Genomic DNA, 26,707 nt, shown 5'->3' with positions numbered 1-26,707 from the left:
ACAACACCGCGCTCTAGATCTGGGAGTGATCCAGCTTGTGCCGCTGGTAGTAGCGGGCGACGCGGATCCGGTTGCCGCAGAGCGTCGGCGAGCACCAGCGGCGGCGGGGGTGGGCCGGGAGGAAGAGCATCCGGCAGTCGGGGGCCTCGCAGGAGCGGACCTTGCCCACGTTGGGGTCCGTCAGCAGCTCCACGGCCGCCTCGGCGAGCTGCGTGAGCAGGCGGCTCACGCCCGTGCCGTCCCGCCGCGCGACGCTCGCGAAGACGACTCCCCGGGCCTCCAGCCGAGGGTACGGCGGGGAGAGCCGCAGGGCCTCGTTGATCGCCGCGATCGAGTCGGGCGGCGCGGGGACGGCCTGGCGGGCGGCGTCCACGGCCGCCTCCACGTGACCGCGCAGCCGGCGGACGGCGGCCAGGTCGCCGGCCGGGAAGGGCGCGTCGGGGAGGGTGAGCCGGCCCGACTGCCTGGCCAGCCAGTCGTCGAAGTCGGCGGCCCGGTCGAGGACGTCGTGGTCGCGGGACCGCGTGTTGACCAGGTCGAGGGCCAGGGGCTCACCCGTCAGCAACTCCATGCTTCTAATGCTACATCCATGGGTTGACCCATTAGAACCCGTCGGTCTATAACTAATGTGTCTTCGAGGGAAAGAGGCATGTGAGATGCAGATTCCGTATGTGCGGCACGGGTTCGTGGACGTCGAAGGGGTCGAGGTCTTCTACCGGGAGGCCGGGCCGGAAGGCGGGGTCCCGCTGCTGTTGCTGCACGGGTTCCCGTCCGCGTCGCACCAGTACCGCCGGCTCATGGACGCCCTGGGCGGCCGCTATCGGGTGATCGCGCCCGACTACCCCGGATTCGGGCACACGCGGGCCCCCGACGGGTTCGAGTACTCCTTCGACCGGCTGGCCGACGTCGTCGAGGGGTTCGTGCGGGCGATCGGGCTCGGGCCGTTCGTGCTGTACGCGTTCGACTTCGGCGGGCCGGTCGGGTTCCGGGTGGCCGAGCGGCATCCCGAGTGGATCGCGGGGCTCATCGTGCAGAACGCCAACGCCTACGACGAAGGGCTGTCGGAGGTGGCGCGCCAGGCCGTCAAGGCGCCGTCCGGGGAGCTGTTCACGCTGCCGTTCACCCGCGGCCAGTACGAGGACGGCACGGCGGACCCGGCGCTCGTGGCGCCCGACGGATGGACGCTCGACCAGCACTTCCTGGACCTGCCGGGACGCAAGGAAGCACAGCTGGCCCTCGCCCGCGACTACGCCGGGAACCTCGCGCGCTACCCCGCCTGGCAGGCCTGGCTACGCCGGCACCGCCCGCCCACTTTGGTGCTCTGGGGACGGGGGGACGCGATCTTCCTGGAGCCGGGCGCCCACGCGTACCGGCGGGACGTGCCCGAGGCGGAGGTGCACGTCTTCGACACCGGGCACTTCGCGCTGGAGGAGAAGCTCCCGGAGATCGCGCCGCTCATCGCGGGCTTCCTGGAAAGGACGACCCGGGAAAGGGCGACCCGGGAAAGGACGGCCCTGGAAAGGACGATCCTGGAAAGGGCCGCCACATGACGAAAGCCCCACGGTTGCCCGTGGGGCCCGACGAGCGTGACGAGGATCCGGCGCGAGCGCCGGGCCCCCGTCACGTCAACCAGGAACGGCTATCGACGGCCGGAAGGACGGCCGTCGTCGTCGTCTCCGGCGCCATAGTCATCGGCGTAATCGGCATAGCGATCCGCCAGCTCATCGTTGAGGTCGTCGGCGTCGTCATTGCGGCTGGAGTCTCCGACCCCGAGTTCGTCGCGAAGACGGTCAAGATCCGTGCCACCGCTGTTGTACTTCAGCTGGCGAGCAACCTTGACCTGCTTGGCCTTTGCTCGGCCGCGCCCCATTGGCTCGACCCCCTCGTGTGGGGTCGTCCCCGACCCCTCGTCGCTAACGCACCACACACTGACGCCGCTTCTCTTTGGGCGTCAGCCTATCGTTCGCCTATTACCGTACCTGTTTTGTGCCCAGCTCGGTACGTCGTATGGGCGTGGGCCGTCAGCGGCCCAGCCAAATGCCCCTAATACGCCCGACTTCCGACATTCTGCGCTCGGCTAGCCTATCCGCTGCGACAGCGGGTGGAACGCCCTCATCGGCAGCGATTTGGAAGATCTTCAGGGTCGTGTCGTAGATCTGGGCGGCCTTCGATCTGGCTCGTTCCATGTCGAAGCCCTCGATCTCGTCCGCGACCTGGATCACGCCGCCCGAATTGACGACATAGTCGGGCGCGTAGAGGATGCCGCGCTCGGCGAGCTGCTTCTCGACCCCGGGGTGGGCGAGCTGGTTGTTGGCCCCGCCGCAGACGATTTTCGCCCGGAGCCTGGAGACCGTCGCGTCGTCGAGTGCGCCGCCCAGCGCGCACGGCGCGAACACGTCGATGTCGGATCCGGTCAGCTCGGCCGCGTCGGCCACCACCTCGACCTCCGGGTGGCGCAGGCGCACCCGCTCGACGGCCTTGGGGGCGACGTCGCAGATCACGACCTCGGCGCCGTCCTCGCGCAGGAGCTCGACCAGGCGGTGGCCCACCTTGCCGACCCCTTCGACGCCGACGCGCCTGCCGTGCAGCGACGGGGTGCCGTACACGCGCTCGGCCGAGGCCCGCATGCCCTGGAACACGCCGAACGCCGTGAGGATGGACGAATCCCCCGCCCCGCCGTAGGCCGGCGAGCGGCCGGTCACGTAGCGTGACTCCCGGGCGATGATGTCCATGTCCTCGCTGTAGGTGCCCACATCGCAGGCCGTGACGTAGCGCCCGCCGAGCGACTGCACGAACCTCCCGTACGCGCGCAGCAGCGCCTCGTTCTTGTCGTGGGCCGGGTCGCCGATGATGACGGCCTTGCCGCCGCCCAGGTCGAGCCCGGCCAGCGCGTTCTTGTAGGACATGCCCTTGGCGAGGTTGAGCACGTCGGCCAGGGCCGCGCTCTCGCTCTCGTACGGATAGAAGCGGGTGCCTCCCAGCCCCGGGCCCAGGGCCGTGTTGTGGATGGCGATGATGGCACGCAGGCCGCTCTGCTCGTCGGCGCAGAACACGACCTGCTCGTGGACGTCCTTTTGGGACGAACCGAAGACGTCGGTCACGGTAGTGACTCCCTGTCCGGTCCGTCGCACCTTTGCGACGGAGATCACCTCACAGCGTAGTAAGCCACAACGGTGCACGCAGGTTCGCTTCATGACACGATGCCTCCGTGCTGCCCTATGCCGCCTACCTCCGTGTCTATGAGCCACTGACCGCGTTCGCCGAACCCGAGCGCAAGGTGTGGGCCGACTACGCCGACTCACGGGACCGCCCGCGCCGCGCGAACGCGCTCAATGCGGAGCACGGCGAGTCGGTCATGCGTCTCCTCGGTATGCCCCCTCAACCCGTTCCCGCCCAGGAGAGCCCCAACGCCTATCTGCGGCGTGTTGAGGACCGTCTCTATGTCTGTCCCTGGCAAAGCCGTTTGCGCTCGTGGCTGGCGTTCTCAAGGCTGCGTGGCGCCACTCCTGTGAAACTGATGGACCGGCTGGTGCCCAAGGCGATCGCCGACCAGGTGGCGGACGACTTCGACCGGTACAAGCGGCAGGCCGGTTCGTCCGCGTTGCGTACGCACATTCGCACCACGGCGTGGCATGTGCCGCCATCGTGGTTCGTGCCGTTTGATGGGAACGAGCGCTGGCTGGTGCTCGGCTCCGCCAACCCTGGACAGGACGTGACGACCGCTACCGGGCGCAACCTCATCTACGTCACCTCCATGGCGCAGGCCAGGAGGCGGGCGGCCAAGGCGCTCAACGTGCTGCGCAGGCACCTGGGCGACGTGTCGGCCAACTTCGACGTGGAGGACGTCGCCAGGTGGCTGGAGGAGTTCCACCCGCACTCGCTGGTGGAGCTCGACTACGGCGGCCTCGTCCACCTCATGGACGACGACGCGCTGCAGGCGGACCAGTCGGTGGCCGAGCTTTCGGCAGCCCTGACGGGCCTGGACACGGGTCAAGAAGAACTTGCCTACGCCATGTACCAGAGGGTGATCCTCCGGTGGAAGTCAATGCAACAGCTGGAATCTGCCAACTGAGGCTCAATACGACCGTCTGACCTGCATGAGTAGGTCACGTCTCCCGGCTGCTCTCTTCTGCGAACTGAGTAGTTTGCCGTTTTCACTGCGATACCACGAACCGTGTCGCTAGAATCACCGAGCGTGACATCGCCGCGGGGGCGGGCAGTTGGGTCAAAGAAGGGCTCGCCAATCGCTCTGCGTGGCGGTATGGTCACATCGGGTGATGCCGCATATGGCTCAGAAAAGCCGCACGCTCTGTGCCATAGGGGGACATCCGTGACACGCGCAAAGGCAGTCACAGGATCGCTAAGCCGGTCCACACGGAGGAGAGGCCGCACAAATGTCAGCTCGTACACCCGAGGCCGAGCCACTGCTCACGCCCGCTGAGGTCGCGACCATGTTCAGGGTCGACCCCAAGACCGTTACGCGGTGGGCCAAGGCGGGTAAGTTGACGTCGATTCGCACCCTCGGCGGTCATCGGCGTTACCGGGAGACCGAGGTCCGGGCACTGCTCGCGGGCATTCCGCAGCAGCGCTCGGAGTAAGTGAGGGTCGTCACGGATCCTCAGGGGGGTTGAGGGTGAGCCAGGCCGACGGCCTGGTCCACCGTTGTGACGACATGACGTCGCATGGGAGAGTTGGCGCCGCCCGCCCGGCGCCATCCTTCTCTCCTTGAGTCGTTCCAAGCTCTACGCGAGTCGTTCCAAGAGCGTGGCCACGGCGCCGTCGTAGGCGGAGGCCACGCCGAGCAGCGCGACCATGTGATCGACGAGCATCTTTTCCAGCGTCGGTCGCTCTATGTCACGGTGCTCCAGCCAGTCGAGGCCGGCCGTCTCCACGGAGGCGATCCACGAGCGCAGGGTCGTGCGCAGCACCGGGCTGGCCTCATCGACCCGCATCTGCTTCAGGATGAGCAGGAAGAGACGCCGGCGCACGCCGTCGACGATCTCGCCGACCTCGCCCACCCGGTTGGCGGGGCCCCCGCGCAGCAACGCGGCGAACCCGGCCGCGTGCTCCTCGACGAAGTCGAAGTAGCGCCTGAGCCCGGAGGCCAGCTCTTCGAGCGGCCGGCCGCCCTCATGGGGGCGAAGCCGGGACTCCAGCTGCTCCGCCGCGCTCTTCAGCGCGGCCACGTAGAGCTCCTGCTTGCCACCGAAGTAGTGGTAGACCAGGGCCCGCGAAGCGCCCGCCGCCGAGGCCACGTCGTCGATCGAGACGTCTTCCGCGTCACGGGTGCTGAACAGCTCGAGCGCGGCCGCCATCAGCTCCTCGCGACGCCGGTCGACGCTGAGCCTGCGCCGCGCCGGCCGTGCCGTATCGGCTGACTTCCCGGGTGTCACACCTGCACAGTAGCCGACGCCGTGCCGCCCGTTCCCCGGGTCCACCCGCGACGATTCCCTGAGTCAAACAGTGAGAAGGCCGTACCCTGCGGCGAACTCGATCGTTTGGTCAGACAGGTGCCCATATCCGCATCGCGGGGGAGACACATGTCAGGACCGCCCGTCAACACTTCAACCATCACCGAGCTCAGAGAGGTAGACACGCTGCCTCGGCCCAGACCGACCATCCGCAACGTCGCCGAACGAGCCGGCGTCTCGAAATCGCTGGTATCTCTCGTGCTGCGCGGATCCCCGCACGTGAGCGAGCACCGGCGCCAGGCCGTGCTGCAGGCCGCCCGCGAACTCGGCTACCGGCCGAACGCGGTCGCGCGAAGCCTGGTCGAAGGCCGTACGCACCTGGTGGGCGCGCTCGTCGCCGACCTGCACAATCCGTTCTACGCGGAGTTCCTCGACGGTCTGCAGGAGAGCCTGCACGGCGACGGCCTGCGCATGCTCATAGGGAACAGCCAGTGGGACCCGGCGTTCGAGGACGAGGCCGTCGAGGCCTTCCTCGAGCTCAGGGTGGACGGGCTGGTCCTCCTGGGCATCGCGCCGACCAGCGAGACGCTGATCGAGGCCACCGCCTACACCCCGACCGTCGTCGTAGGGGAACGTGACATCGAGCTCGACGGAGTCGACATCGTGGTCGACGACGACCAGCTCGGCGCTCGCCTGGCCATCGACCACCTGGTCGAGCTGGGCCACAAGCGCATCGCGCACATCGAGGGCCGGCGCTCGTCGCGCTGCGAGGGCTACCTCGTGGCCATGCGCAGGCACTCGCTGGCGCCGTACATCATGGTCGAGGCCGCGGACTCGACCGAGGAGGGTGGCAGGGAGGCGGCAATGGCGCTGCTCACCCGCGACCCCAGGCCCACGGCGATCTTCGCCGCCAATGACGTGGTCGCGCTCGGCGTGCTCTCGGCCGCCAGCGACCTGGGCCTGCGAGTCCCGCAAGACCTCTCGGTGGTCGGCTACGACAACACGCACCTGTCGGCCTCCCACCACATCTCGCTCACCTCGGTCGACCAGCCCCGCCGCACCATGGGAAGGTCGGCGGCGGCGCTGCTGAGCGACCGGATCGGGGATCCCGCCAAGGTCTCGCGCCTGCGTGAGATCCGCCCCGAGCTGGTCGTGCGGCGCAGCACGGGTCCCGCTTAAGAGAACATCAAAGCTGGGTCAAGCCGCGCGGAGACGTGGCCGCGCGGCTGTTTACTCGTCAGGGTCATGCTATTTGTGGCCGGATTCGATCCGGCCATGACCTGATCCGGGGGAACAGTCATGCGTGATCCGGAACTAGTGTCTTGCGCCCAGCGCGCGGCGGCCGAGCTCGAGCGCGCCTGGGGCCACTGGCGGGCGGGGAGGGGGCGGGGCGCCGACGGCGCCGCGGAGTCGGTCGCCAGTTACGTCGCCCACTCCCTCGACCACCCGTGGGGCCGGCCCCGCGTCGTCCTCGGGCTCGACGCCGAGGACGCGCGGGAGCTGGCCGCCCTGCTGGAGCGCCAGGAGATCGGCGAGCGCGTCTGGTGACGGGCTAGGGGCCGGGCCGGCACGTACGATTCCCCTCCACCCGCCGCAGTCGCCATAAGACGGGCTTGAGCTCCGGGCTTGCCGTAAGTTGGATGTCATGCGTGCTCTGCCAGCCTCAGTTCTCGCCGTTTGCGGCCTGATCGCCTCCGCGTGTGGCGGCACCGGCACCGGTGGTGCCGCGTCAGGTCAGGCCGCTCCCGCGACCAGCGTGGAGCAGACAGCCGCGGAGCAGACCCCCGCCAGGCAATCTCCCACGGGGCAATCTCCCGCCAAGCAGTCCCCGCCCGACGCCAAGCCCCTGGAGGGCAAGGTCGTCGTGATCGACCCGGGCCACAACGGCGGCAACTACCGCGACCCCAAGGCCATCAATCGCCAGGTCAACGTGCTGACCAAGTGGAAGGCCTGCGACACGACGGGCACCGAGACCAACAACGGCTACACCGAGGCCGCCTTCTCCTTCGACGTCTCCAAGCGGCTCGTCAAGCTGCTCGAAGCCCGCGGGGCCACGGTCAAGCTGACCAGGACGAGCAACGACGGCGTGGGCCCGTGCATCACCGAACGGGCCGCGATCGGCAACAAGGCCCACGCCGACGCCGCGATCTCCATCCACGGCGACGGCGCGGCCCCCGCCAACCACGGCTTCCACGTCATCATGCCGAAGAAGATCAACGGCCCCGTGGACAAGGTCGTGGGCGCCTCCAGCAGGCTCGGCATCGACGTGCGCAACGCGTTCGCCAAGGGCACGGGCCTGCCGTACTCCACCTACATCGGCCGCAACGCGCTCGATTACCGCAACGACCTCGGCGGCCTCAACCTGTCGACGGTGCCGAAGATCCTCATCGAGTGCGGCAACATGCGCAACGCCGCCGAGGCGGCCAAGTTCCAGGACCCGAACTTCCGGCAGAAGATCGCCCTGGCGCTGGCGAACGGATTGCAGCACTATCTCAAAGCATGATTCCTCGCCCAGAGCTGCTCAGTGATCTTGCCGGTTCCTTCGAGCTGGCCTCGGGCGCGACCGTGTCCGGCGATCTGGTGGACGCCGTACGCCTCGCGCTCCCGCTGCTCGACCTGCGGCCCGGCGACGCGGGGGAGATCGACGTCCGGCGGGATCCGGCGCTCGGCGAGGAGGCGTACCGGCTGACGGTGGGTTCGCGGGGCGTGGAGATCGTGGCCGGCGGGCGGGCCGGGGCCTTCTACGCGGCGCAGTCGCTGCACCAGCTGCTGCCCGCCGCCTCCTACCGGTTCTCCACCGGGGCGTCGTGGCCCGTTCCAGGGGTGCGGATCGAGGACGCGCCGCGCTTCGCCTGGCGCGGGCTGCACCTGGACGTGGCGCGGCACTTCTTCCCCAAGCGGGAGATCTTCCGCCTGCTCGACCTGATGGCGACGCACAAGCTCAACCGCCTGCACCTGCACCTGGTGGACGACCAGGGGTGGCGGGTGGAGAGCAGGGCGTACCCGCTGCTGCACGAGGTCTCCTCGCACCGGCCGCGCACGGCGACCAACTTCTGGCGGGAGCCGGACACGTACGACGACCTGCCGCACGGGGGCTACTACACGCTCGACGACCTGGCCGAGATCGGCGCCTACGCCCGCGCCCGGTGCGTCACGGTCGTCCCCGAGATCGACGTGCCGGGGCACGCGTCGGCGATCCTGGCGGCCTACCCGTCGCTCGGGGCCACCGGGGAGCGGTACGACGTGCTCGACCGGTGGGGCATCTCCTCGGCGATCCTGTCGCCGCTGCCGCCGACCGTCGAGTTCCTGACCACGATCTTCGACGAGCTGATCGGGGCGCTGGGCGAGACGCCCTACGTGCACATCGGCGGTGACGAGGTCGTGCTGGACCATTGGAGCGAGAGCGCCGAGATCGTCGCCTACCGCGACTCCCTCGGGCTGGCCGGCTCCAACGACCTGCAGGCGTGGTTCCTGCGGCGGCTCGCGGACGCGCTGGCCGAGCGGGGCGCGCGGGCCGTGGTGTGGGACGAGGCGTTCGTCAGCGGCGGGCTGCGGGAGGACACCGTGGTGATGCCGTGGCGCGGCATGGGGGTGGGCCGCCGGGCCGCCGCGGCCGGGCACGACGTGGTGGCGACCCCGGTGTTCCCGCTCTACTTCGACTACGCGGAGGCGGCCTCGGCGGAGGAGCCCATGGCCATCGGCGACGCCGTCACCGTCTCCGACGTGGCCGCGTTCGACCCCGCGCCGGCCTCCTGGACGGAGGAGGAACGCGCCCGGGTCCTGGGAGTCCAGGCGCAGCTCTGGACCGAGCGCGTGCCCGACGCCCGCACGGTCGACTACCGCCTGTGGCCGCGGGCGTGCGCGCTGGCGGAGGTCGGGTGGGCGGGCCCCGCCGACGGCTTCGAGGGCCGGCTGGAGGAGCACCTGGGGCGGCTGGACGCGCTCGGGGTGGAGTACCGCCCGCCGGCGGGGCCGCACCCGTGGCAGCGGCGGCGCCCGCACCGGCCGGGCGTGGTGCGCGTCTCCGAGGTGATGGCCCGCATCGACGGCATGACGCACGACGCGGAGTCGACCCGCCCCAGCGTGTGACTCAGAAGGCCGGGCGGTCGTTGAGGATGCGCTGGAAGAGGCGGCAGGCCTGCCACCTGCCGTCGATCTCGAGGTAGCGCTCGGCGGTGCCGTACGGCTCGAACCCGGTCTTGAGCAGCACGTTCTGCGAGGCCGCGTTGTCGAGCAGGGTGCTGGCCGCGATCCGGTGCAGCCGCAGCTCCTCGTCGGCCATCCGGCACACCTCCCGCACGGCGCCGGTGGCCAGGCCGCGCCCGACGTAGCCGCCGTCCACCCAGTAGCCGAGGTCGGAGCTCAGCCAGGGGCCGCGGACGATGCCGCTGAGCGTCGCGCGGCCCACGATCTCGTCGCCGTCCGCGAGCACCCAGGCCATCGCCCGGCCCTGCGCCTGATCTTCGAGCAGGCCCTTGAGCCGCTTGGCCTGCCCGTCCGCGGTGAAGAACTCGTCGGGCCTGCGGGGCTCCCACCGCTTCAGGTGGTCGCGGTTGCGGTCGTAGGCGCGTACCAGGGCCTCGACGTCCTGCTCGGCGGCCGGTCGCAGGATGATGCCGTCCGCTAGAGGTACCTCTTCGATCATTCGCCCCACGATAGGGGATTCAGGCGGTACGGCCGATGGCGTCCGCGATGGACTTGAGGCCGTGGCGGCGTACGCGCCTGGAGAGCTGCCGGTGGATGCGCGAGGCCCAGAACGGGCCGCCGTAGACCCAGCCCGTGTAGCCCTGGACCAGGGTGGCCCCGGCGAGCAGGCGCTCCCAGACGTCGTCCACGTCCTCCACCCCGCCGACCGACACCAGCGTGAGCCGGTCGCCGACCCTGGCGCGCAGGCGCCTGAGCACCTCCAGCGAGCGGCCCTTGAGCGGGCGGCCCGACAGCCCGCCGGTCTCGCCGCCGTGCCTGATCGTGGTGTTGGTGGCGATGATGCCGTCCAGGCCCAGCTCCAGGGCCAGGTCGGCGACCGCGTCCACGTCCTCGTCCGCGAGGTCGGGCGCGATCTTCACCAGCAGGGGAGTGGGGCGGGGAGTGCCGTCCGCGACCTCCTTGACCGCCGTGAGCAGCGGCCGCAGCAGCGAGACCGCCTGAAGGTTGCGCAGCCCCGGCGTGTTGGGCGAGCTGACGTTGACCACCAGGTAGTCGGCCGGCGGCGCGAGCTGCCTGGCGCTGGCCACGTAGTCGGCCACGGCCTCGGACTCGGGCACCACCTTGGTCTTGCCGATGTTGACCCCGACCACGACGGGCAGGCCGCGGGGGCGGCGCAGCCTGCGGGCGGCGGCGGCCGCCCCGGCGTTGTTGAAGCCCATCCGGTTGATCACCGCGCGCTCTTTCGCCAGCCTGAACAGGCGCGGGCGCGGGTTGCCCGGCTGGGCGTGCGCGGTGATCGTGCCGACCTCGACGTGGCTGAAACCGAGCGCGGCGATGCCCTCGGCGCACGCGGCGTCCTTGTCGAACCCGGCGGCCAGGCCGAGCGGGCCGGGGAAGTGCACGCCGAACGCGGTCACCCGCAGAGCAGGGTCGCGGGGTGCGAGCGCGCGGAAGAGCAGCCGCTTGACCACGGGCAGCCGCGCGAGGAGCGCGAGGGCGCTCACGGTCTTATGGTGCACGGCCTCGGCGTCGAAACGCCGCAAGACCTGCGTGAACACGAGGCGATACATCACGGGTCAGGCTACCAACCCGGCCTCGTGGGCGATGATCGCGGCCTGCACGCGGTTGCGCACGCCGAGTCTGGTGAGGATGGCGCTCACGTACGCCTTCACCGTGCCCTCGACGATGTGCAGCTCGCGGGCGATCTCGCCGTTGGACATGCCCGCGCCGAGCAGGGCGAGCACCTCGCGCTCCCGGTCGGTGAGCGGGCCGATGCGGTCGCGGGCCTGCGCGCCCTTGGTCATCCGGCCGCCCGCGAAGTGTGCGATCACCCGCTGGGCGACCCTGGGCGACAGGTACGCGGCCCCGTCGGCCACCGCGTGGATCCCGGCGATCAGCTCGCGCGGATCGCCCGACTTGAGCAGGAACCCGCTCGCCCCGATGTCGAGCGCCTTGGCGATGTAGTCGTCCTCCCCGAATGTGGTCAGCATCACCACGGCCGTGCCCGGCGCGACCCGGCGCATCTCGCTCGCCGCGCCCAGGCCGTCGAGCCTGGGCATGCGGATGTCGAGCAGCGCCACGTCAGGGTGGTGGCTGATGGCCAGGTCGACGGCCTGCCTGCCGTCGCCGGCCTCGGCCACCACCTCCAGCGACGGGTCGGAGGCGAGGATCGCCTTGACCCCGGCCCGGATCATGGCCTCGTCGTCGGCGAGGAGTACGCGGATCACGCCCTCTATATTGCCGACATGGCACAGGTGAAGGTGTACGGGCGCAGGGACGTGTGGGCCGGGCGGCAGCGGGAGATCTCCGATCTGGTGCAGTCGTGCCTGGTGAGCGCGTGGGGCGTGCCTCCGGAGAAGCGGTTCCACCGGTTTCTGCTGCTGGAGGAGGACGACTTCGTCTGCCCTGGGCGCAGTGACCGATACCTCATCATCGAGGTGATCTGCTTCACCGGGCGCAGCGACGACGCCAAGCGGGCGCTGATCAGGGAGATCTACGAAAAATCCGGATACGAGCCGGAGGACGTGGAGATCACGATCATCGAGATGCCCAAGGTGAACTGGGGGATCCGCGGGGTGCCCGCCGACGAGCTCACCCTCTCGTACAAGGTCGAGGTCTAGCTGACGGTATGGTCCGACTCATGAGCACTCACTATGACGTCGTCGTTCTCGGCGCGGGTCCCGGAGGGTACACGGCCGCCGTCCGCGCCGCCCAGCTCGGACTGCGCACCGCGGTCGTCGAGGAGAAGTACTGGGGTGGCGTCTGCCTGAACGTGGGCTGCATCCCGTCCAAGGCGCTGCTGCGCAACGCCGAACTGGCCCACATCTTCAACCATGAGGCCAAGACGTTCGGCATCAGCGGCTCGGTCACCTTCGACTACGGGGCGGCCTTCCAGCGCAGCCGCAAGGTGGCCGACGGGCGGGTCAAGGGCGTTCACTACCTGATGAAGAAGAACGCCATCACCGAGTACGACGGTCGCGGCACGTTCCTGGACGCGAACACGATCCAGGTGAACGGCGAGACGATCACGTTCTCCCACTGCATCATCGCGGCGGGCGCGACCACCCGGCTGATCCCGGGCACGCAGCTTTCCGAGCGCGTGGTGACGTACGAGGAGCAGATCCTCACCGAGGAGCTGCCGGAGAGCATCATCATCGCGGGCGCCGGCGCCATCGGGGTGGAGTTCGCGTACGTGCTGCACAACTACGGCGTCAAGGTGACGATCGTGGAGTTCCTCGACCGGGTGGTGCCGCTGGAGGACGAGGAGGTGTCGGCCGAGCTGGCCAAGCGCTACAAGCGGCTCGGCATCGAGGTGCTGACCTCGACCCGCGTGGACGCCATCGAGGACACCGGCGCCTCCGTCAAGGTCACCGTCACCCGCGCCGGCGAGACCCAGGTGCTCGAGGCCGACAAGGTGCTGCAGGCCATCGGGTTCCAGCCGCGCGTCGAGGGCTACGGCCTGGAGAAGACGGGCGTGGCGCTGACCGACCGGGGCGCCATCGCGGTCGACGGGCGCTGCCGTACGAACGTGCCGCACATCTTCGCCATCGGCGACGTCACCGCCAAGCTGATGCTGGCGCACGCCGCCGAGTCCATGGGCATCATCGCGGCCGAGACGATCGGCGACGCGGAGACCATGGAGCTCGACTACGTCATGATCCCGCGCGCCACGTACTGCCAGCCGCAGGTGGCCAGCTTCGGCTACACCGAGGCGCAGGCGCGCGACCTGGGCTACGACGTGAAGGTGGCCAAGTTCCCCTTCACGGCCAACGGCAAGGCCCACGGCCTGGGCGACTCGGCCGGCTTCGTCAAGATCATCAGCGACAACACGCACGGCGAGCTGCTCGGCGCCCACCTGATCGGGCCCGAGGTCACCGAGCTGCTGCCGGAGCTGACCCTGGCCCAGCAGTGGGACCTGACCGTGCACGAGGTCGCCCGCAACGTCCACGCGCACCCGACGCTCGGCGAAGCGGTCAAGGAAGCGATCCACGGCCTCGCCGGCCACATGATCAACATGTGACCCTCCCGCAAAGCACGGTCCGCGCATCGGGAGGCACTTCGTGCCATGCGAGTGCTCGGCCCTGCCTCCCAGGGGCTCCGCCCCTTCGACCCCGGGAAACCCCCGCTCACTGCGCTCGCCGGCGCCCACCCACGGCCTGCTGGAGCCCGCCCCGAGCGGTCCTCGCTGACGCTCGGGCGTGCTGATGGGGGATCGGGGCTTCGCCCCGATCCCCGGCCCCTCGCGCTCCCCGGCTCTGGGGCGCGTTCACCGCGGGTGCGTCGTCGGCCGTGAAGCGGAGAGGATGATGGGATGGCCCATATCGCCTTGTTTCATTCCGTGTACGGGCTACGCGCCGTCGAAGGTGCTGCCGCCGATCGCTTTCGCGCCGCCGGGCACGAAGTTGTCACGCCTGACCTGTATGCGGGTGGAATCGCCACGACGATCGACGAAGGGTTCGCCCTGAAGGACCGGATCGGTTGGGAGGTCATCGTGGAACGAGCCCGCGATGCAGTCCGGAGAATGCCTGGGGGCACCGTTCTCGCCGGCGTTTCGATGGGCGTCGGGGTGGTCGGGGAATTGCTGCCCGAACGGCGCGACACGGCCGGTCTGCTGCTCCTGCACGGCATCACGGAGATCCCCGCGTCCGCGCGGACCGCCCTCCCCGTACAGCTGCACGTCGCAAATCCGGATTCGTTCGCGCCGCCCGCTGCTGTCGACGGCTGGGAGAAGGCCGCGATGAGCGTGGGTGCCGCTGTGGAGGTCTTCACCTATCCAGGTGTCGGACACTTCTACACGGACGCGAACTTGCATGATTACGATGCGGAAGCGGCCGATCGCACCTGGCGGCGAAGTTTGGACTTCCTGCGGCACCTCTGAGCCGCTGGTTCGGGCAGGCTTCCCGGCCGGGGGTTTCCCCCGCGTCAGGCTGGTGAAGGTTTGCGGTCACCGCACTGAGAAACGGTTCTTTACGCGAGCAACGCCCAGGAAGGCCCGTCAGGCTTCCCAGCCACACCCATTGCGCTTCGGGTACGGCGGTGAGCCCGAAGCCGGATTGGTGGGGCCGCCCGGCTTCCTCGCGTGCCCTCGATGGGCGGCTCTGGTCGGGCCGACGGATTTTGACGCAGCCTTTCCGGGTGGGCCGCAGGTTCGGAGTCCGGCTTGGGCGTGGTTTCGGTGCGGAGCGGGATCTCGCGGATGAGTCAGGCGGGCGCGAAGGAGATCGCCGCGAGGGCCGTGGCGCCGGGGCTGATCACGATTTCGAGCGCGATCATCCAGGCAGGAAACTGTCTTGTCGAGGGCCGTGGGCACCCGGCTACAGCCGTGCTCACGTAGTCAGGGCGTCTGGGTCTGACGACGGAACGGTCCCGCCATGAGGTGACGGGACCGTTTGATCACGCATTCTGCGGCCCCTCACCTGTCGTGTCAGGAGCGCAGCATTGAAGAACTCCTAGCGAATGACCTGAGAAGTGGGATCGCCTGCCGGTCGTACGACGCAGCGAACGCGATCAGTTGAACGTGCAGGTCACCATGTCCGCGATCAGATCGGGTGAGACGTAGCACTGCCGGGTGCCCAGCTTGGCGCCGCTGTCGCTCCAGAAGTCCACGTCGATCGTGCCCTTCCACCACCAGCCGTCAAGGACGTAGCAGCGCGTCTGGTTCCTGTCACCTGGAAGGTCTCGTTTCGGGCCCGCCACGTAGTTGTTGTTCTGATTCCAGCCGTTGATGGTGAAGGCCTTGATGTCGGCGTGTCCGGAGGAGACACATGTTTGGACGATCTGCCCGTTGATGCCGGTAACGCCGAGCGGGCCGTCGATCGTCGCCGCCGTTGCCGGTCCCGCGGCGAGAGCGGTGGTCAGCCCTGTGATCATGGCCAGGGTCGTCGTCGCGCGCCTGGCCGTCTGCTGGAGCGATCGGTGCAGCATAAAGACTCCTTCGCCATCGGTGAGAGGATCAGCCGGCGGCCTGGCCGGCGCGATCATGCGAAGTGGCACTCGTAAACGGCGCCTATCTGGCTGACCGGGACGTTGCACTGCCGGGTGCCGAGTTTGTTGTCGTGGTCGTCCCAGAAGTCGACGTCGATCCAGCCCTTCCACCACCAGCCTTCGAGCAGGTAGCAGCGCTGCCCGTTTCTGTCACCCGGTAGGTCTCGTTTCGGGCCGGCGACATAGTTGTTGTTCTGGTTGAAGCCGTTGATGGTGAAGGCCTTGATATCGGTGTGCCCGCCGGCCACACACGTAGAGACGATCTGCCCGTTGGTCTGAGCGGGGGTAACGGGGCCGTCGATCGTCGCCGCCGTCGCCGGTCCCGCGGCGAGAGCGGTGGTCAGCCCTGTGATCATGGCCAGGGTCGTCATCGCCCGCCTGGCCGTCTGCTGGAGCGATCGGTGCAGCATAGTGGGATTCCTTTGCCTGAGTGACGGGATCAGCCACGTCGCATGAATGAGGGATTTTGGGATTTACGCGAAGAGGCACTTCCACCACTTCACCGAAGGGTCCCCGCCGGGGTAGACATAGCACTGACGGGTGCCGAGTTTGTTGTCGTTGTCGTCCCAGAAGTCGACGTCGACCACCCCCTTCCACCACCAGTCGTCGAGGCCTTTGCAGCGTTCTCCCGCTCTGTTTCCGGCCAGTTCGAGCTTGGGCGAGGCGACGTAGTCGTTGTTCTGGTTCAGGCCATTGATGGTGAACGCCTTGATGTCGTAGTGTCCTGCCGCGACACACGTCCTGAGCTGATACGAGTCGAGCCCGGTGGGAGAAATCGGGCCCATCGTCGCCGCCGTCGCCGGCCCCTGGGTAAGGGCGGCCGCCAGCACGGGGACCATGGCCAAGGCGGCCCCGGCCCGTTTGGCCATCTGTACCGCGTAGCGATGCGCCATAAACATCCTTCCGTTGGAGTGCGGCGAAGGCCGTTGCCTTCTCCTGGAAGGTTCTCATCTGGTTATTGACAGCCCGCAAATAAAGCGTTTACGGATCTGCGGGCGCGGGGCGGCGCGGCCACAGGACCGGTGATGGTGGAAGGGAGGGATCGACATCCGGGAGTTACTGAAACTGTTCCCCCGTTGGTGGGTTGACTGAGGCGGAGCGTGCGCGGGGTGAGGCGTTGCTGACGGTCGCCTCGATGGAGGCCGTCGCGGCCGTGGGACCGGGCTGGACCCGGCCGGAACGGCGGCCCATAATGAATGACCTATCGTCCATCCGGGGGTCGAACGGCGTGCCCAACCCACCGAGCCGGGCCTTTGCCGATCCGTCCTCTGACGCCGGTTCGGTGCGCCTGCAGATCCTCGGCCCGCTGCGTGTCTGGCGCGATGGAGCCGAGCAGGACGCCGGCCCTCGGCAGCAGGCGCAGCTGTTGGCCCTGCTCCTGGCGCGGGTGGGCCATCCGGTCAGTACGAGGGAATTGATCGACCTGATCTGGGCCGACAACGTCCCCGCCAGCGCGCTGAACGTCATCCAGAAGTACGTCGGGGCGTTGCGGCGGGTGCTTGAACCCGCGGTCCCCGCCCGGGCGGCCGGTAGCTACCTGCACCTTCGCGGTAACGCGTACGTGTTCAGCGCCGGCCCCGGCACGCTGGACCTCGTCACCTTCCGCGAACTCCTCCAAGCCGCCCAGAGCGCCCTCGCCCGGCAGGATCGCGAAGTGGCGCTCGAGCACTACGTCAAAGCGCTCGGCCTCTGGCGTGGCCCCGCGGGGGACGGACTGTCCTTCGGATCGGCCGCGATGTCGATCCTGGCCACCCTCGACGACGAGTTCCACGCCGCCTGCGCGGCGGCGGCCGGCCTGGCCGTGTCGTTACGCCGGCCGGAGCGGGTGATCCCGCCGTTGCAGCTGGCCGCGTCGATGGCGCCGTTCCACGAACCCGTGCACGCCGGGCTCGTCGCCGCTCTCGGCGCCGCTGGACGGCAGGCGGAGGCGCTGTCGGCCTTCCACGCGATCCGTGACCGCCTCGCCGAGGAGCTCGGCATCGACCCCGGCCCGGCGCTGCGGGACGCGCACCTGCGGGTGCTGACGCAGACCCCGCCGGCGCCGGTGGTGACGGTCACGCGAAGTGCGGGGGAGCGCGCGCCGGCGAGGCAGGAGGCCGGTCTGGTCGGCCGGGGCGAGGAACTCGGCGTGCTGCGGCAGGCCGTCGACGCGGCGCTCGCCGGCCGCACCGGGCTGGCCATCGTCGAAGGTGAGCCGGGCGCGGGCAAGACGCGCCTGCTGGAGGAGGTCGCCGCCGTCGCGGACCGGCGTGGCGCGCTCGTCGTCTGGGCTTCCTGTCTGGAGGGCGACGGAACTCCGTCGATGTGGCCGTGGGAGCAGGCGCTCACCGTTGTCCTGGACAGCCTGCCCGCGTCGGCGCGTGAGAAGTGGCTGGCCGGCGAGCTCGGCCGCCTCCTCGAACCTCGAGACGACGACGCCGGGCCGCCGGTTTCCGGGGGCCGTTCCCAGTTCCGCCTGTTCGAGCAGGTCGTCACCTTCATCGGTCAGGCTTCGGCGGAACGGCCGATGCTGCTCGTCATGGACGATCTTCAATGGATCGACGCCACCTCGCTGCAGTTGCTCGGTCACCTGGTGGCACGGCTGCCCGCCGGTGCCGCGATCATCGGCGCTCTTCGCGATCGCGCGCCCACGCCCGGCCCTGACCTTTCGCGGGTTCTGGCCGCCGCCAGCCGGCTGCCCGGCCACCGCAGGATCCAGCTCGGTCCGCTCAGCCTGGCCGATGTGGCCGAGCTCATCCGCCGTGAGACCGGCCACGAACCCGGTGCGGACATCGCCCGTAACATCCATGTTCGCACTGCCGGCAATCCTTTTTTTCGTCTGCGAGTTGTCGCGGCTTCTCAGCGACCGCGGCGCGCTCGGTGACGGTGACGCCTCGGCGCGGGCGGGGGTGCCGTCCACCGTGCGGGACGTCGTTCGGGATCGGATGGCGGGCCTTGACGACAGCGTTCGCGATCTGCTGCGGGTCGCTGCGCTGATCGGGCGTGACGTGGATCTTCGCCTGCTCGCCCGTGCCGCCGGTGTCGACTTCGCAGACTGCCTCGAACGCCTCGAACCGCTGCGCGCGCTGGGCCTGCTCGAAACGGGGCCGGAGGACCTGTTCGCCCTGCGCTTCTCTCACGACCTGGTCCGCGAATCGGTCACGGAGACCACAGCGGGACTGCAGGCCATCCGGCTGCACCTGCGCATCGCGGACGCACTCGAAGAGATCGACGCCGATGACGAGGCCGTCACCGAACGGCTCGCCTACCACTTGAGAGCGGCGGGCCCGCTCGCCGACCCGGTCCGCACGGCGGAGGCGATGAAACGTGCCGGCCGGCGCGCGATGGCCAAACTCGCCTTCCCAGCGGCCGACCGGCACCTGAAGGAGGCCGCCCGGATCGCCCGGACGGCCGGACTCCCCGAGCTGGAACTGTCGGCCCTCTCTCTGCTCGCCATCCACCCGCGACGGAAGCCGGGATACGGCCCCACGACGTTCGACCACATAGAGCGGGCGGAACAGCTGGCCCGCCGGCTCGGCCGGGACGCCGAGGCCGCCGGACTCCTCTTCGCCCGCCTCTTCGGGCCCTACACCTTCCTGGAATGGAACCGGGGAGACCTGGTCCGCCGGCTGTCCGAGCAGGGAAAGGCGTCCTGCGACCCCGTCGTCCAGGTGTACGGGCGGCAGGCCCTGGGCCTGCACCAATGGGACATCGGCGACATCGGCGACGCCTACCGATCCTTCACCGACAACGAGCGCGCCATCCGTGAGGAGGTGGCCTCCCCCGAGCGGGGCGACAACCCGATCCGGCGCGACATCTCGGACGAGTGGCCGGGCTGGCAGGCCGTCGTGACCGCGCTGCACGGAGACGTCGAGGCGGCCGCCGCCATGATCGACAGATGGAACGGACCGGCCGACGAGCACGCGGCGGCGACGTGGGCCTACTACATGACCATGATCGCGTCCATGGCCGGTGACGCCGCCTGGGTGCTGCGGGTGGTCGACCGGTGGACCGCCGCGGGAACCGGCCGCCTCGCCATCCAGCAGGAGCACTATGTCCGGCTGGACTGGTACTGGGCGCGCGCCCTCACCGGCGACGACCCGGCTGGGATCGCGGCGGAGGCCGAGCAGTTCCTGTCCGCGACACTGACCGCCCCGGCGCGCTTCGGCATCGTGTTCCACCTCGCGCTGCTCGCCGAGATGTGGCTGGCCGCCGGTCTGCCGGACCGGGCCGAGAACGCGCTCGACCGGGCGGACCGGGCCCTGGAGGCCCACGGCCAGCGCTACGCGGAGGGCCTGGTCCGGCTGCTCCGGGCCCGCCTGCTCCAGGCCCGCGGCGAACCCGTCCACGTGGTCAGGGCCGCGGGCGAAGCCGCCCGCGACTGGTCGGCCGAGCACGAAACCCACCTCTTCGCCCGGCGCGCCCAGGAATTCCTGGCCGGTCTCGACCCGCTTCCCGGCCATCTCGCGATCGAGAACCACGGCTAGCGAGCCGGACGGCGCTATCCGGTTGCCGGCCGACTTCGTGACACGGAACAGACCAGGTCCCGGTCTTCACACATTCGGCAGCGCGTGCGAAATCAGCTGCTGGCTTCCGATGACGGAGAGGAGCTGCAGTTTCTCGTAGCTTTCGCTGCCGGGGATGGCGGTGTAAACGAGAAGGGAGTGTGACTGGTCGGGGTCGAGAAGTGCTTGGCAGGTGAGTTCCAGCTCGCCGAGCTCAGGGTGTAGGAAACGTTTGACGTGGTTGTATCGGATGCCGATCTCGTGCTCGTCCCAGACGGCGCGGAATTCTTCGCTGCGGTCGAGCAGGAGTTGTTGGAGGTGCGCCGCCCTTGATCCGGGGCCGCGCAGGGTGACCAAGCTGCGGAGTCCGGAGGCGAAGACGCGGGAGTGCAGCGCGTGGTCGTCGGGGTGGTACAGGGTCCGGACGGCCGGGTCGGTGAACCACCGGTAGCCGATACTGCGGGCTGGGCCGGTGTATCGGGTGAGGTCGCCGGTGAGTGCGACGCCGAGCGGGGTCTGCCGCAGTGTCTCGCCGAGCTCGGTGACGATTTCGGCGGGGGTGTCGGTGAGCCGGTCGAGGATGCGCAGCAGGCCGGGGCTGATGTGTTCGCTGGTGGCGCCCCTCGTGGGTGGGTGGTGCCCGGCGAGGCGGAACAGGTGGTCGCGTTCGTCGAGGGACAGATGCAGACCCTGCGCGATCGAGGCGATCATCTGCTCGGAGGGGTGGGGTCCGCGCTCCCGCTCCAGCCGGCTGTAGTAGTCGGCGGAGATGTGGCAGAGCGCGGCGACCTCTTCGCGGCGCAAACCGGCGGTTCTGCGTCGCTGCCCGCGCGGGAGCCCGACGTCTTCAGGTTGAAGTGACTCGCGGCGGCGACGCAGGAACTCGGCGAGCCCGGCCCGATCGATCATGGCTGCTTCCTCCCTGATTGCCAGTTCTGTTTGGTTCTATCACCGGCGCCTGACCGCAGCCTCGGCCTGTCGATCCCCCCTTCGCGGCCGGCCCGGTCCGGACAGCCTGGGATTGAGAGGCCGTGGATATCCCCGCGGGTCAGGTGCAGCCTGGGATCGCGTTGCCGACGGGCTTGACGCCAGGAAGCGCGCCTCCGGCGTCCCTCCAGCGCAGGTGCGGATCGATCAAGAGAAGTGAGGAGCAGCAATATGGCACGCACCACCACACCACCGGACATCACGGTTCCAGACCTCTCCGGGAAGCTCGCCGTGGTCACAGGCGCCAGCGACGGCGTCGGACTGGGCCTGGCGACCCGCCTCGCCGCCGCTGCCGCCGAGGTCGTCATGCCCGTCCGCAACCGTCGGAAGGGCGAAGCGGCGGTCGCGAAGATCAAGCAGCAGTACCCGGACGCCGCCGTGTCCCTACGGGAACTCGACCTGTCGTCGCTGGGCTCGGTCGCCGCGCTGGGCGCCACCCTGCGCGGGGAGAACCGCCCGATCCACATTCTCGTCAACAACGCCGGCGTGATGACCCCACCGGACCGGCGGACCACCGCAGAAGGGTTCGAGCTGCAGTTCGGCAGCAACCACCTCGGTCACTTCGCCCTCGTCTCCCACCTGCTGCCCCTGCTGCGCGCGGGACGCGCCCGCGTGACCTCGCAGATCAGCATCGCCGCGAATGAGAACGCCATCAACTGGGACGACCTGAACTGGGAACGGTCCTACCATGCCCGCCGCGCATACAGCCAGTCCAAGATCGCGTTCGGCCTGTTCGGGCTCGAGTTGCATCGGCGCAGCCAGGCGGCCGGCTGGGGGATCACCAGCAACATTTCCCACCCCGGCGTCGCCCCCACCAATCTGCTGGCCGCACACCCCGAGATGGGCCGGGCAAAGGACACGGTCGGCGTGCGCGTCATCCGCGCTCTCTCCCGCAGTGGCGTCCTCCTCGGCACGGTCGAGACGGCGGTGCTGCCTGCCCTGTTCGCCGCCACCTCCCCGGACGCGCGCGGCGGTCGCCTCTACGGTCCCCGCGGTTTCAGGAACCTGTCCGGCGCGCCCGCCGAACAGCCCGTCTACTCCCGGCTTCGCAGCGAGGACGACGCCGGCCGCATCTGGCGGATCTCCGAGGAGCTCACCGGCACCGCCTTCCCGGTTGCGCTGTCCATGACCGATCCGGCGGGCGGCAGGTGAGACTCACCCGGATCGCACACCCTCCCGTGGCCGGCACCTACGCGACGTCGGGCCGTGTCATCAGCGGCGACCGCAAGTGCAACACCAGACTCGGGCCGGTCAGGGGCACGGTGCTCCACGTCGCCACCGCTGTCCCCGCGTCGGCGTCGACCACCAGCCGAACCCGGTGCGGCGTGGTGATGACGTAGAGCTCGGCGACGAACGTGCTGCCCTGCCAGGCGCCGGCCGCGACGACAGGGCGGCCGAGCGGTGAGCTTTCCCGCCATTCGCCGTGGCCGGCCTCGACGTCGAGGAACGACCCGAATCGCAGGAGCCATCCTCCGCCGTCCACGGGATCGACGATCACCTCGGTTCCGTCGGGCAGAGCCGAATCCTCGGCGGAGGCGTCGAGCCTCGCCTTGACGGAACGCTCAGGGCCGGCCGAACCCGGCACCGGCGCGAATGACAGCCGCCGCAGCCGCTCGGCGAGGATCTCGTCGTCCCGGGTGCTTCCCGCGTGGTCCATGCCGGGCAGCAGGCACTCCCAGATCGCGTCGAGCGTCGCCTGTGTCCGTGTGTCGCCGCCGGTCATGGCGACCACGAGATCGTGCGACGGGACGACCACGCATTGCTGGCCGAAGGAGCCAAAACCATGGTAACCATGACGCGTCATCCAGAACTGGTAACCGTAGCCGCAAAGGAAGTCGACGTCCCCCGACCCGTCCTCGAGCGGCAGGGTGTCGATGTGCCGGCTGGTCGCGAGCTCCACCCATTCGCGCGGGACGAGCCGCCGGTCACCCCAAAGGCCCCCGCGCAGCAGCAGTTCGCCGAAGGCGGCGATGGCCTCGGTCGTGAGGTGCAGCCCGTGGAATCCGAAGGCGGCGCCGCTCGCCACCCGGTCCCATTCGGCATGGTCGACGCCCATCGGCTTGAAGAGGCGCTCGTCGAGCAGTTCCGGCAGGCCGCGGCCCGTGACCCGTTCCATCATCCGGGCCAGGATGAAGGTGTTCGGGTTGTCGTAGGCGTGCCGTGTCCCCTCGACCTCGGGAAACGGTACGCGCAGGAAGCCCTTCACCAGGTCGCCGGGTTCCAGCCGCCAGGCCTCGGCGAGGCTGTCCGCACGGTGTCCGGTCGTCATGGACAGCAGATGGTGAACGGTGAGGCGGCGTGCCTGCTCCGAGATGTCGGCCGGAACGTGGTCGGGCAGCACGTCCACCACCCGATCGTCCAGCGAGAGCAGCCCGTCGGCGATCACGAGCCCCACGGCGACCGAGGTGAACGACTTGGTCAGCGAGTAGAGGAGGTGCGGGCGTTCGGCCGAGTACGGCGCCCACCAGCCTTCGGCGACGACGTGACCGTGGCGTACGACCATGATGGAGTGACACTCGACGGATTGCGCTTCGAGCCGGTCCAGCAGCGCGGCGATCGCGCGGGACGACATCCCCGACTCGGCCGGGGTCGACCGCGGCAGCAGGGCGCGTTGAGAAGGCACCCAGGCACCCTATAAAGCCGCCTCATCACGTTACGAGCGATTTTTGTCCGCCGCGGCCCCAGGAGGCGCGACAGGCGACGGGAGGACCACCGCGCGGGAGCTTCGGCTCAGGCCTTCCGGGGCAGGGGCGCCGGTTCGGAGCCGGGCCGGGAGGCGGTTCCGGTGCGGAGGGGGACCTCGCGGATGAGCCAGGCGAGCGCGAACGAGACCACCGCGAGGGCTGCGGCGCCGAGGAGGAGGGCGTGCAGGCCGCTGGTGACGGCCTCGCGGACGGCGTCGGCCACGGGGGCGGGCAGGCGGGGCAGTGAGCCGGGTGTCAGCTCGCCGCTCCGCTCCAGCCGTCCGGCCTGTTCGGGGCCGAGGCGAACGGTCAGGTCGGTGCGCATCCGGGCCGCGTAAAGGGTGCCGAGCACGGCGATGCCCAGGGATCCGCCGACGGTGCGCAGCAGGGTGACGGTGCCGCTGGCGGCGCCCATGTCGCGCGGGTCGGCGCCGTTGATCGTGATGAGCGTCGTGCTCTGCATCACCAGGCCGATCCCCGTCCCGATGAGGAGCGTGAGCGCCGAGGCGGCCGGTGCGGGGGTGGAGGCGTCCAGCAGGAGCAGGGCCAGGGACCCGGCGGTCATGAGCGCGCCGCCGAGGATCGGGTAGCGGCGGTAGCGGCCGTCGCGGCTGATGAGCCGGCCGGTGACCAGTTGCGCGGCGAGCATGCCGAACATCAGCGGCAGCAGCAGCATGCCGGCCGCCGCCGGCGAGGCGCCCTGGACGAACTGCATGTACTGGGGCAGGTAGTTGGTCACGCTGACCATGGCGGCGCCCACGAGGAAGCTGAGGACCTGGGCCAGGGTGAAGCCGCGGTCGGCGAACAGCCGGGGCGGGATGACCGGTTCGGCGGCCCGGCGTTCGACGGCGACGAACCCGGCCAGGGCGAGCACGGACAGCGCGCCCAGGGCGAGGACCTGGGGCGAGGTCCAGGCGTACGCGGTGCCCGCCCAGCCGGCCAGCAGGGTCAGGGCCACGATGGCGGTGGTGAGCAGGGCCGCGCCGCCGTAGTCGATGCGGGGCCTGACGCGTTCGGCGGGCGGGAGGTGGACGCGGGTGGAGATGATCAGCAGCGCCACGGCGCCGACGGGCAGGTTGACGTAGAAGGTCCAGCGCCAGCTCAGGTAGTCGGTGAGCAGGCCGCCGAGGAGCGGCCCGCCGACGTACGCGATCGGCATGATGACGCCGATCATCGACTGCAGCCGGCCGCTCTCGCGGGGCGGCACGAGCACGCCGATGATGGCCAGCGCCCCGACCATGAGCCCGCCCGCGCCGAGCCCCTGAACGGCGCGGAAGGCGATGAGCTGGCCCATGTCCTGCGACAGCCCGGCCAGCCCCGAACCGGCCAGGAAGAGCGCGATCGCGCTGACGAAGGTCGCCTTGCGGCCGAACAGGTCGCCGACCTTGCCCCAGATCGGGGTGGTGGCCGCGGCGGCGAGCATGTACGCGGTCACCACCCAGGGCAGGCGGTCCAGGCCGCCGAGGTCGCCCGCGATCGTGGGCAGCGCGGTGCCCACGATCAGGCCGTCCAGCATGGCCAGGAACATGCCGAGCAGCAGGCCGAACACGCCGACGTGAAGAGATCGGGTCATGGCGCGTCACGCCGCGTACGGCCGGACGGCCTTGGCCTCGCGCAGGGCGTGCGCCCACCAGGCGAGCCGATCCAGCATCACCTTGGCGGCGGGCTCGACGGCCGGGTCGAGCGTCCTGCCCTCACCGTCGAACTGCTCCCAGACACGCTGGAAGCCGACCCCGTCGCGGATGGTGACCGCGTGCAGCTCGGCCAGGACCAGGCGCAACTGCTCGACCGCGCGCAACCCGGCGGAGAAGGCGCCGTAGGAGACGAAGGCGACCGGCTTGGCGTGCCACTCAGGGCCGTGCCAGTCGATGGCGTTCTTCAGCGCGGCCGGGAAGCTGTGGTTGTACTCCGGCGTGACGATGACGAAGGCGTCGGCCGCCGCCATCCGCGGTGACACCGCGGCGAGCAGGTCCCTGGCCTCCTGGGAGGCCGGGGGCTCGCCGAGGACCGGGAAGATGGTCGGCAGCGGCGTCTCGACCAGGTCGATGAGGTCGGCTTCCATGTCGCCGCGCTGGTCGAGCAGGCCGACGATCCAGTTGCTCACGACCGTGCCGAGGCGGCCGTCGCGGGTGCTGCCGAGGATGACCGCGACCTTGAGCGGGCTGTCGTTCATGGGGGACTCCAAATGTGTACGCCGTATCTGGCAGATACAACGTACACACGAGGGTGTACGTTGTCTACTTGAGATACGCTGTATCGGACACCGGAAGGGGAGCCGCATGGCCGTCGAAAAAGACAAACCGCGCGAACCGCTCTGGGCGCGCCTGGAACGCCCGGCCCCCGCCCCGCGGCAGACGCTCACGCCGCAGCGCATCGCCACGGCCGCGGTCGGGATCGCCGACGCCGAGGGCCTGGACGCGGTCACCATGCGCCGCCTGGCCACCGAGCTGGGCGTCGCGCCCATGGCGCCCTACCGGTACGTCTCAGGCAAGGACGAGCTGCTGGAGCTGATGGTCGACCACGTCTACGAGGAGCTGCGGCTGCCCGAGGGCCTCGGCTGGCGCGAGACGATGCGCGCCCTGGGGCACGGCACCCGCGAGATGACCCTGCGGCACCCGTGGCTGGCCCAGCTGTCCCCGCAGGCCATGCTCGCGCTCACCCCGCGCCGCATGGCCGTCACCGAGCGCTCCCTGTCGGCCCTGGCCGGATCGGGCCTCGACCCCGACACGACGATGAGCGTGTTCCGCGCCGTGGACGCCTACGCCAACGGCGCCATGGCGTACGAGATCGCCGTGCGGAGCTTCATGGACGAGCGGGGCTGGGCCGATGGGGGCGAGCTGCGCAGTGAGCTCGCCCCGCAGATGACCTGGCACATCCAGACCGGGCGCTACCCCGCCTTCGAGGGCTACCTGATGGCGGCCACCCGCAAGGACGACGTGCTCTGGCGGTTCGAGACCGGCCTGGATTACGTCCTCGACGGCATCGCCGCCAAGCTGGGGATCTGAGGAAC

At 69.8% G+C, this 26,707-nt stretch carries 28 protein-coding genes; 14 read left to right on the top strand and 14 right to left on the bottom strand.

The genetic code is table 11. The features are described from left to right. Positions 1-13: 13 nt before the first annotated feature. Entirely contained in the window at positions 14-571 is a 558-nt protein-coding gene (locus H4W80_RS31685) for a CGNR zinc finger domain-containing protein (protein ID WP_225963772.1), read from the bottom strand. Between the two features lie 85 nt (positions 572-656). Here H4W80_RS31685 and H4W80_RS31680 point away from each other — a divergent pair, with 85 nt between their 5' ends. After that, a complete protein-coding gene (locus H4W80_RS31680; protein ID WP_192788431.1) occupies positions 657-1,550 on the top strand; it encodes an alpha/beta fold hydrolase in 894 nt (297 codons plus the stop codon). A gap of 89 nt (positions 1,551-1,639) precedes the next feature. On the opposite strand, the gene H4W80_RS31675 is transcribed toward H4W80_RS31680, so the two are convergent. Together H4W80_RS31675 and H4W80_RS31670 are read right to left on the bottom strand one after the other, a co-directional pair. Beyond that, entirely contained in the window at positions 1,640-1,870 is a 231-nt protein-coding gene (locus tag H4W80_RS31675) for a DUF3073 domain-containing protein (RefSeq protein ID WP_192788430.1), read from the bottom strand. Positions 1,871-2,021: 151 nt separating this feature from the next. Beyond that, a complete protein-coding gene (locus tag H4W80_RS31670) occupies positions 2,022-3,101 on the bottom strand; it encodes a Glu/Leu/Phe/Val family dehydrogenase (RefSeq protein ID WP_318787156.1) in 1,080 nt (359 codons plus the stop codon). Between the two features lie 107 nt (positions 3,102-3,208). Here H4W80_RS31670 and H4W80_RS31665 point away from each other — a divergent pair, with 107 nt between their 5' ends. After that, positions 3,209-4,072 (top strand): DUF8083 family protein, encoded by an 864-nt coding sequence (locus H4W80_RS31665; RefSeq protein ID WP_192788428.1) that lies wholly within the window; start codon positions 3,209-3,211, stop codon positions 4,070-4,072. Positions 4,073-4,394: 322 nt separating this feature from the next. Beyond that, positions 4,395-4,598 (top strand): developmental transcriptional regulator BldC, encoded by a 204-nt coding sequence (gene bldC / locus H4W80_RS31660; RefSeq protein WP_013133571.1) that lies wholly within the window; start codon positions 4,395-4,397, stop codon positions 4,596-4,598. Positions 4,599-4,742: 144 nt separating this feature from the next. Here the strand turns inward: bldC and H4W80_RS31655 are convergent, their stop codons facing one another. Next, positions 4,743-5,393, bottom strand: coding sequence for a TetR/AcrR family transcriptional regulator (locus H4W80_RS31655; protein WP_318787155.1), 651 nt, complete (start codon positions 5,391-5,393; stop codon positions 4,743-4,745). A 147-nt stretch (positions 5,394-5,540) separates the two neighbouring features. On the opposite strand from H4W80_RS31655, the gene H4W80_RS31650 reads away from it, so the two are divergent. The 4 genes from H4W80_RS31650 (at position 5,541) to H4W80_RS31635 (ending at position 9,500) form a co-directional block, all read left to right on the top strand. Continuing rightward, on the top strand, positions 5,541-6,590 hold the full coding sequence (locus H4W80_RS31650; RefSeq protein WP_225963771.1) for a LacI family DNA-binding transcriptional regulator: 1,050 nt from the start codon (positions 5,541-5,543) through the stop codon (positions 6,588-6,590). 120 nt (positions 6,591-6,710) lie between these two features. Then, entirely contained in the window at positions 6,711-6,959 is a 249-nt protein-coding gene (locus H4W80_RS31645; RefSeq protein ID WP_192788427.1) for a hypothetical protein, read from the top strand. A gap of 97 nt (positions 6,960-7,056) precedes the next feature. After that, complete coding sequence (locus tag H4W80_RS31640; protein ID WP_192788426.1) at positions 7,057-7,914, top strand: N-acetylmuramoyl-L-alanine amidase; 858 nt, start codon at positions 7,057-7,059, stop codon at positions 7,912-7,914. Beyond that, positions 7,911-9,500: a beta-N-acetylhexosaminidase gene (locus H4W80_RS31635; RefSeq protein ID WP_192788425.1), complete on the top strand. Its 1,590-nt coding sequence runs from the start codon at positions 7,911-7,913 to the stop codon at positions 9,498-9,500. Before H4W80_RS31640 ends, H4W80_RS31635 begins: the two co-directional genes overlap by 4 nt. Position 9,501: 1 nt before the next feature. Here the strand turns inward: H4W80_RS31635 and H4W80_RS31630 are convergent, their stop codons facing one another. Genes H4W80_RS31630 through H4W80_RS31620 form a run of 3 tightly spaced genes read right to left on the bottom strand, consistent with a single transcriptional unit; the run spans position 9,502 to position 11,785 of the window. Next, on the bottom strand, positions 9,502-10,056 hold the full coding sequence (locus tag H4W80_RS31630) for a GNAT family N-acetyltransferase (protein WP_192788424.1): 555 nt from the start codon (positions 10,054-10,056) through the stop codon (positions 9,502-9,504). A 19-nt stretch (positions 10,057-10,075) separates the two neighbouring features. Then, positions 10,076-11,128: a quinone-dependent dihydroorotate dehydrogenase gene (locus H4W80_RS31625; protein WP_192788423.1), complete on the bottom strand. Its 1,053-nt coding sequence runs from the start codon at positions 11,126-11,128 to the stop codon at positions 10,076-10,078. A 6-nt stretch (positions 11,129-11,134) separates the two neighbouring features. Next, positions 11,135-11,785: a response regulator gene (locus tag H4W80_RS31620; RefSeq protein ID WP_192788422.1), complete on the bottom strand. Its 651-nt coding sequence runs from the start codon at positions 11,783-11,785 to the stop codon at positions 11,135-11,137. Positions 11,786-11,803: 18 nt separating this feature from the next. Here H4W80_RS31620 and H4W80_RS31615 point away from each other — a divergent pair, with 18 nt between their 5' ends. The 3 genes from H4W80_RS31615 (at position 11,804) to H4W80_RS31605 (ending at position 14,436) form a co-directional block, all read left to right on the top strand. Next, positions 11,804-12,178 carry a tautomerase family protein gene (locus tag H4W80_RS31615; RefSeq protein ID WP_192788421.1) on the top strand — a complete coding sequence of 125 codons (375 nt, stop codon included), beginning with the start codon at positions 11,804-11,806 and terminating at the stop codon, positions 12,176-12,178. A gap of 20 nt (positions 12,179-12,198) precedes the next feature. Then, entirely contained in the window at positions 12,199-13,578 is a 1,380-nt protein-coding gene (gene lpdA / locus H4W80_RS31610; RefSeq protein ID WP_192788420.1) for a dihydrolipoyl dehydrogenase, read from the top strand. A 291-nt stretch (positions 13,579-13,869) separates the two neighbouring features. Continuing rightward, on the top strand, positions 13,870-14,436 hold the full coding sequence (locus H4W80_RS31605) for a dienelactone hydrolase family protein (protein ID WP_192788419.1): 567 nt from the start codon (positions 13,870-13,872) through the stop codon (positions 14,434-14,436). Between the two features lie 629 nt (positions 14,437-15,065). Here H4W80_RS31605 and H4W80_RS31600 read toward each other — a convergent pair. The 3 genes from H4W80_RS31600 to H4W80_RS31590 form a co-directional block, all read right to left on the bottom strand. Next, the gene (locus tag H4W80_RS31600) at positions 15,066-15,482 is read right to left on the bottom strand and encodes a hypothetical protein (protein ID WP_192788418.1); all 417 of its coding nucleotides are present in this window, start codon (positions 15,480-15,482) and stop codon (positions 15,066-15,068) included. 53 nt (positions 15,483-15,535) lie between these two features. Next, positions 15,536-15,952 (bottom strand): hypothetical protein, encoded by a 417-nt coding sequence (locus tag H4W80_RS31595; protein ID WP_192788417.1) that lies wholly within the window; start codon positions 15,950-15,952, stop codon positions 15,536-15,538. Between the two features lie 63 nt (positions 15,953-16,015). Then, positions 16,016-16,435 carry a hypothetical protein gene (locus H4W80_RS31590; RefSeq protein WP_192788416.1) on the bottom strand — a complete coding sequence of 140 codons (420 nt, stop codon included), beginning with the start codon at positions 16,433-16,435 and terminating at the stop codon, positions 16,016-16,018. 389 nt (positions 16,436-16,824) lie between these two features. Here H4W80_RS31590 and H4W80_RS61275 point away from each other — a divergent pair, with 389 nt between their 5' ends. Continuing rightward, entirely contained in the window at positions 16,825-18,405 is a 1,581-nt protein-coding gene (locus tag H4W80_RS61275; RefSeq protein WP_318787154.1) for an ATP-binding protein, read from the top strand. Continuing rightward, on the top strand, positions 18,368-20,008 hold the full coding sequence (locus H4W80_RS61270) for an ATP-binding protein (RefSeq protein ID WP_225963770.1): 1,641 nt from the start codon (positions 18,368-18,370) through the stop codon (positions 20,006-20,008). The genes H4W80_RS61275 and H4W80_RS61270 overlap by 38 nt, the downstream gene beginning before the upstream one ends. 66 nt (positions 20,009-20,074) lie before the next feature. Here H4W80_RS61270 and H4W80_RS31580 read toward each other — a convergent pair whose 3' ends face one another. After that, positions 20,075-20,935 (bottom strand): helix-turn-helix transcriptional regulator, encoded by an 861-nt coding sequence (locus tag H4W80_RS31580; protein ID WP_192788415.1) that lies wholly within the window; start codon positions 20,933-20,935, stop codon positions 20,075-20,077. Between the two features lie 249 nt (positions 20,936-21,184). On the opposite strand from H4W80_RS31580, the gene H4W80_RS31575 reads away from it, so the two are divergent. Further along, entirely contained in the window at positions 21,185-22,165 is a 981-nt protein-coding gene (locus H4W80_RS31575; RefSeq protein WP_192788414.1) for an SDR family oxidoreductase, read from the top strand. A gap of 37 nt (positions 22,166-22,202) precedes the next feature. Here the strand turns inward: H4W80_RS31575 and H4W80_RS31570 are convergent, their stop codons facing one another. The 3 genes from H4W80_RS31570 to H4W80_RS31560 all read right to left on the bottom strand — a co-directional run bounded on the left by H4W80_RS31570 (position 22,203) and on the right by H4W80_RS31560 (position 25,870). Continuing rightward, entirely contained in the window at positions 22,203-23,636 is a 1,434-nt protein-coding gene (locus tag H4W80_RS31570) for a serine hydrolase domain-containing protein (protein WP_318787153.1), read from the bottom strand. A 107-nt stretch (positions 23,637-23,743) separates the two neighbouring features. Continuing rightward, positions 23,744-25,270 (bottom strand): MDR family MFS transporter, encoded by a 1,527-nt coding sequence (locus H4W80_RS31565; RefSeq protein ID WP_192788413.1) that lies wholly within the window; start codon positions 25,268-25,270, stop codon positions 23,744-23,746. A gap of 6 nt (positions 25,271-25,276) precedes the next feature. Continuing rightward, on the bottom strand, positions 25,277-25,870 hold the full coding sequence (locus H4W80_RS31560) for an NADPH-dependent FMN reductase (RefSeq protein ID WP_192788412.1): 594 nt from the start codon (positions 25,868-25,870) through the stop codon (positions 25,277-25,279). Between the two features lie 106 nt (positions 25,871-25,976). On the opposite strand from H4W80_RS31560, the gene H4W80_RS31555 reads away from it, so the two are divergent. Then, on the top strand, positions 25,977-26,702 hold the full coding sequence (locus tag H4W80_RS31555) for a TetR/AcrR family transcriptional regulator C-terminal domain-containing protein (RefSeq protein ID WP_192788411.1): 726 nt from the start codon (positions 25,977-25,979) through the stop codon (positions 26,700-26,702). Positions 26,703-26,707 lie beyond the last annotated feature (5 nt).

This window comes from Nonomuraea angiospora, assembly GCF_014873145.1.
GTDB lineage: Bacteria > Actinomycetota > Actinomycetes > Streptosporangiales > Streptosporangiaceae > Nonomuraea > Nonomuraea angiospora.
Note: the sequence above shows the minus strand (reverse complement) of the source record. Positions and strands in the feature narration are given on the sequence as shown.

Coding starts and splice junctions, on each gene's coding strand:
- H4W80_RS31580 (WP_192788415.1), bottom strand. CDS start 20,935: ATGATCGATCGGGCCGGGCTCGCCGAGTTCCTGCGTCGCCGCCGCGAG.
- H4W80_RS31625 (WP_192788423.1), bottom strand. CDS start 11,128: ATGTATCGCCTCGTGTTCACGCAGGTCTTGCGGCGTTTCGACGCCGAG.
- bldC (WP_013133571.1), top strand. CDS start 4,395: ATGTCAGCTCGTACACCCGAGGCCGAGCCACTGCTCACGCCCGCTGAG.
- H4W80_RS31615 (WP_192788421.1), top strand. CDS start 11,804: ATGGCACAGGTGAAGGTGTACGGGCGCAGGGACGTGTGGGCCGGGCGG.
- H4W80_RS31575 (WP_192788414.1), top strand. CDS start 21,185: ATGGCACGCACCACCACACCACCGGACATCACGGTTCCAGACCTCTCC.
- H4W80_RS31650 (WP_225963771.1), top strand. CDS start 5,541: ATGTCAGGACCGCCCGTCAACACTTCAACCATCACCGAGCTCAGAGAG.
- H4W80_RS31640 (WP_192788426.1), top strand. CDS start 7,057: ATGCGTGCTCTGCCAGCCTCAGTTCTCGCCGTTTGCGGCCTGATCGCC.
- lpdA (WP_192788420.1), top strand. CDS start 12,199: ATGAGCACTCACTATGACGTCGTCGTTCTCGGCGCGGGTCCCGGAGGG.
- H4W80_RS31645 (WP_192788427.1), top strand. CDS start 6,711: ATGCGTGATCCGGAACTAGTGTCTTGCGCCCAGCGCGCGGCGGCCGAG.
- H4W80_RS31605 (WP_192788419.1), top strand. CDS start 13,870: ATGGCCCATATCGCCTTGTTTCATTCCGTGTACGGGCTACGCGCCGTC.
- H4W80_RS31675 (WP_192788430.1), bottom strand. CDS start 1,870: ATGGGGCGCGGCCGAGCAAAGGCCAAGCAGGTCAAGGTTGCTCGCCAG.
- H4W80_RS31680 (WP_192788431.1), top strand. CDS start 657: ATGCAGATTCCGTATGTGCGGCACGGGTTCGTGGACGTCGAAGGGGTC.
- H4W80_RS31600 (WP_192788418.1), bottom strand. CDS start 15,482: ATGCTGCACCGATCGCTCCAGCAGACGGCCAGGCGCGCGACGACGACC.
- H4W80_RS31565 (WP_192788413.1), bottom strand. CDS start 25,270: ATGACCCGATCTCTTCACGTCGGCGTGTTCGGCCTGCTGCTCGGCATG.
- H4W80_RS31630 (WP_192788424.1), bottom strand. CDS start 10,056: ATGATCGAAGAGGTACCTCTAGCGGACGGCATCATCCTGCGACCGGCC.
- H4W80_RS31685 (WP_225963772.1), bottom strand. CDS start 571: ATGGAGTTGCTGACGGGTGAGCCCCTGGCCCTCGACCTGGTCAACACG.
- H4W80_RS31590 (WP_192788416.1), bottom strand. CDS start 16,435: ATGGCGCATCGCTACGCGGTACAGATGGCCAAACGGGCCGGGGCCGCC.
- H4W80_RS31555 (WP_192788411.1), top strand. CDS start 25,977: ATGGCCGTCGAAAAAGACAAACCGCGCGAACCGCTCTGGGCGCGCCTG.
- H4W80_RS31635 (WP_192788425.1), top strand. CDS start 7,911: ATGATTCCTCGCCCAGAGCTGCTCAGTGATCTTGCCGGTTCCTTCGAG.
- H4W80_RS31595 (WP_192788417.1), bottom strand. CDS start 15,952: ATGCTGCACCGATCGCTCCAGCAGACGGCCAGGCGGGCGATGACGACC.
- H4W80_RS31560 (WP_192788412.1), bottom strand. CDS start 25,870: ATGAACGACAGCCCGCTCAAGGTCGCGGTCATCCTCGGCAGCACCCGC.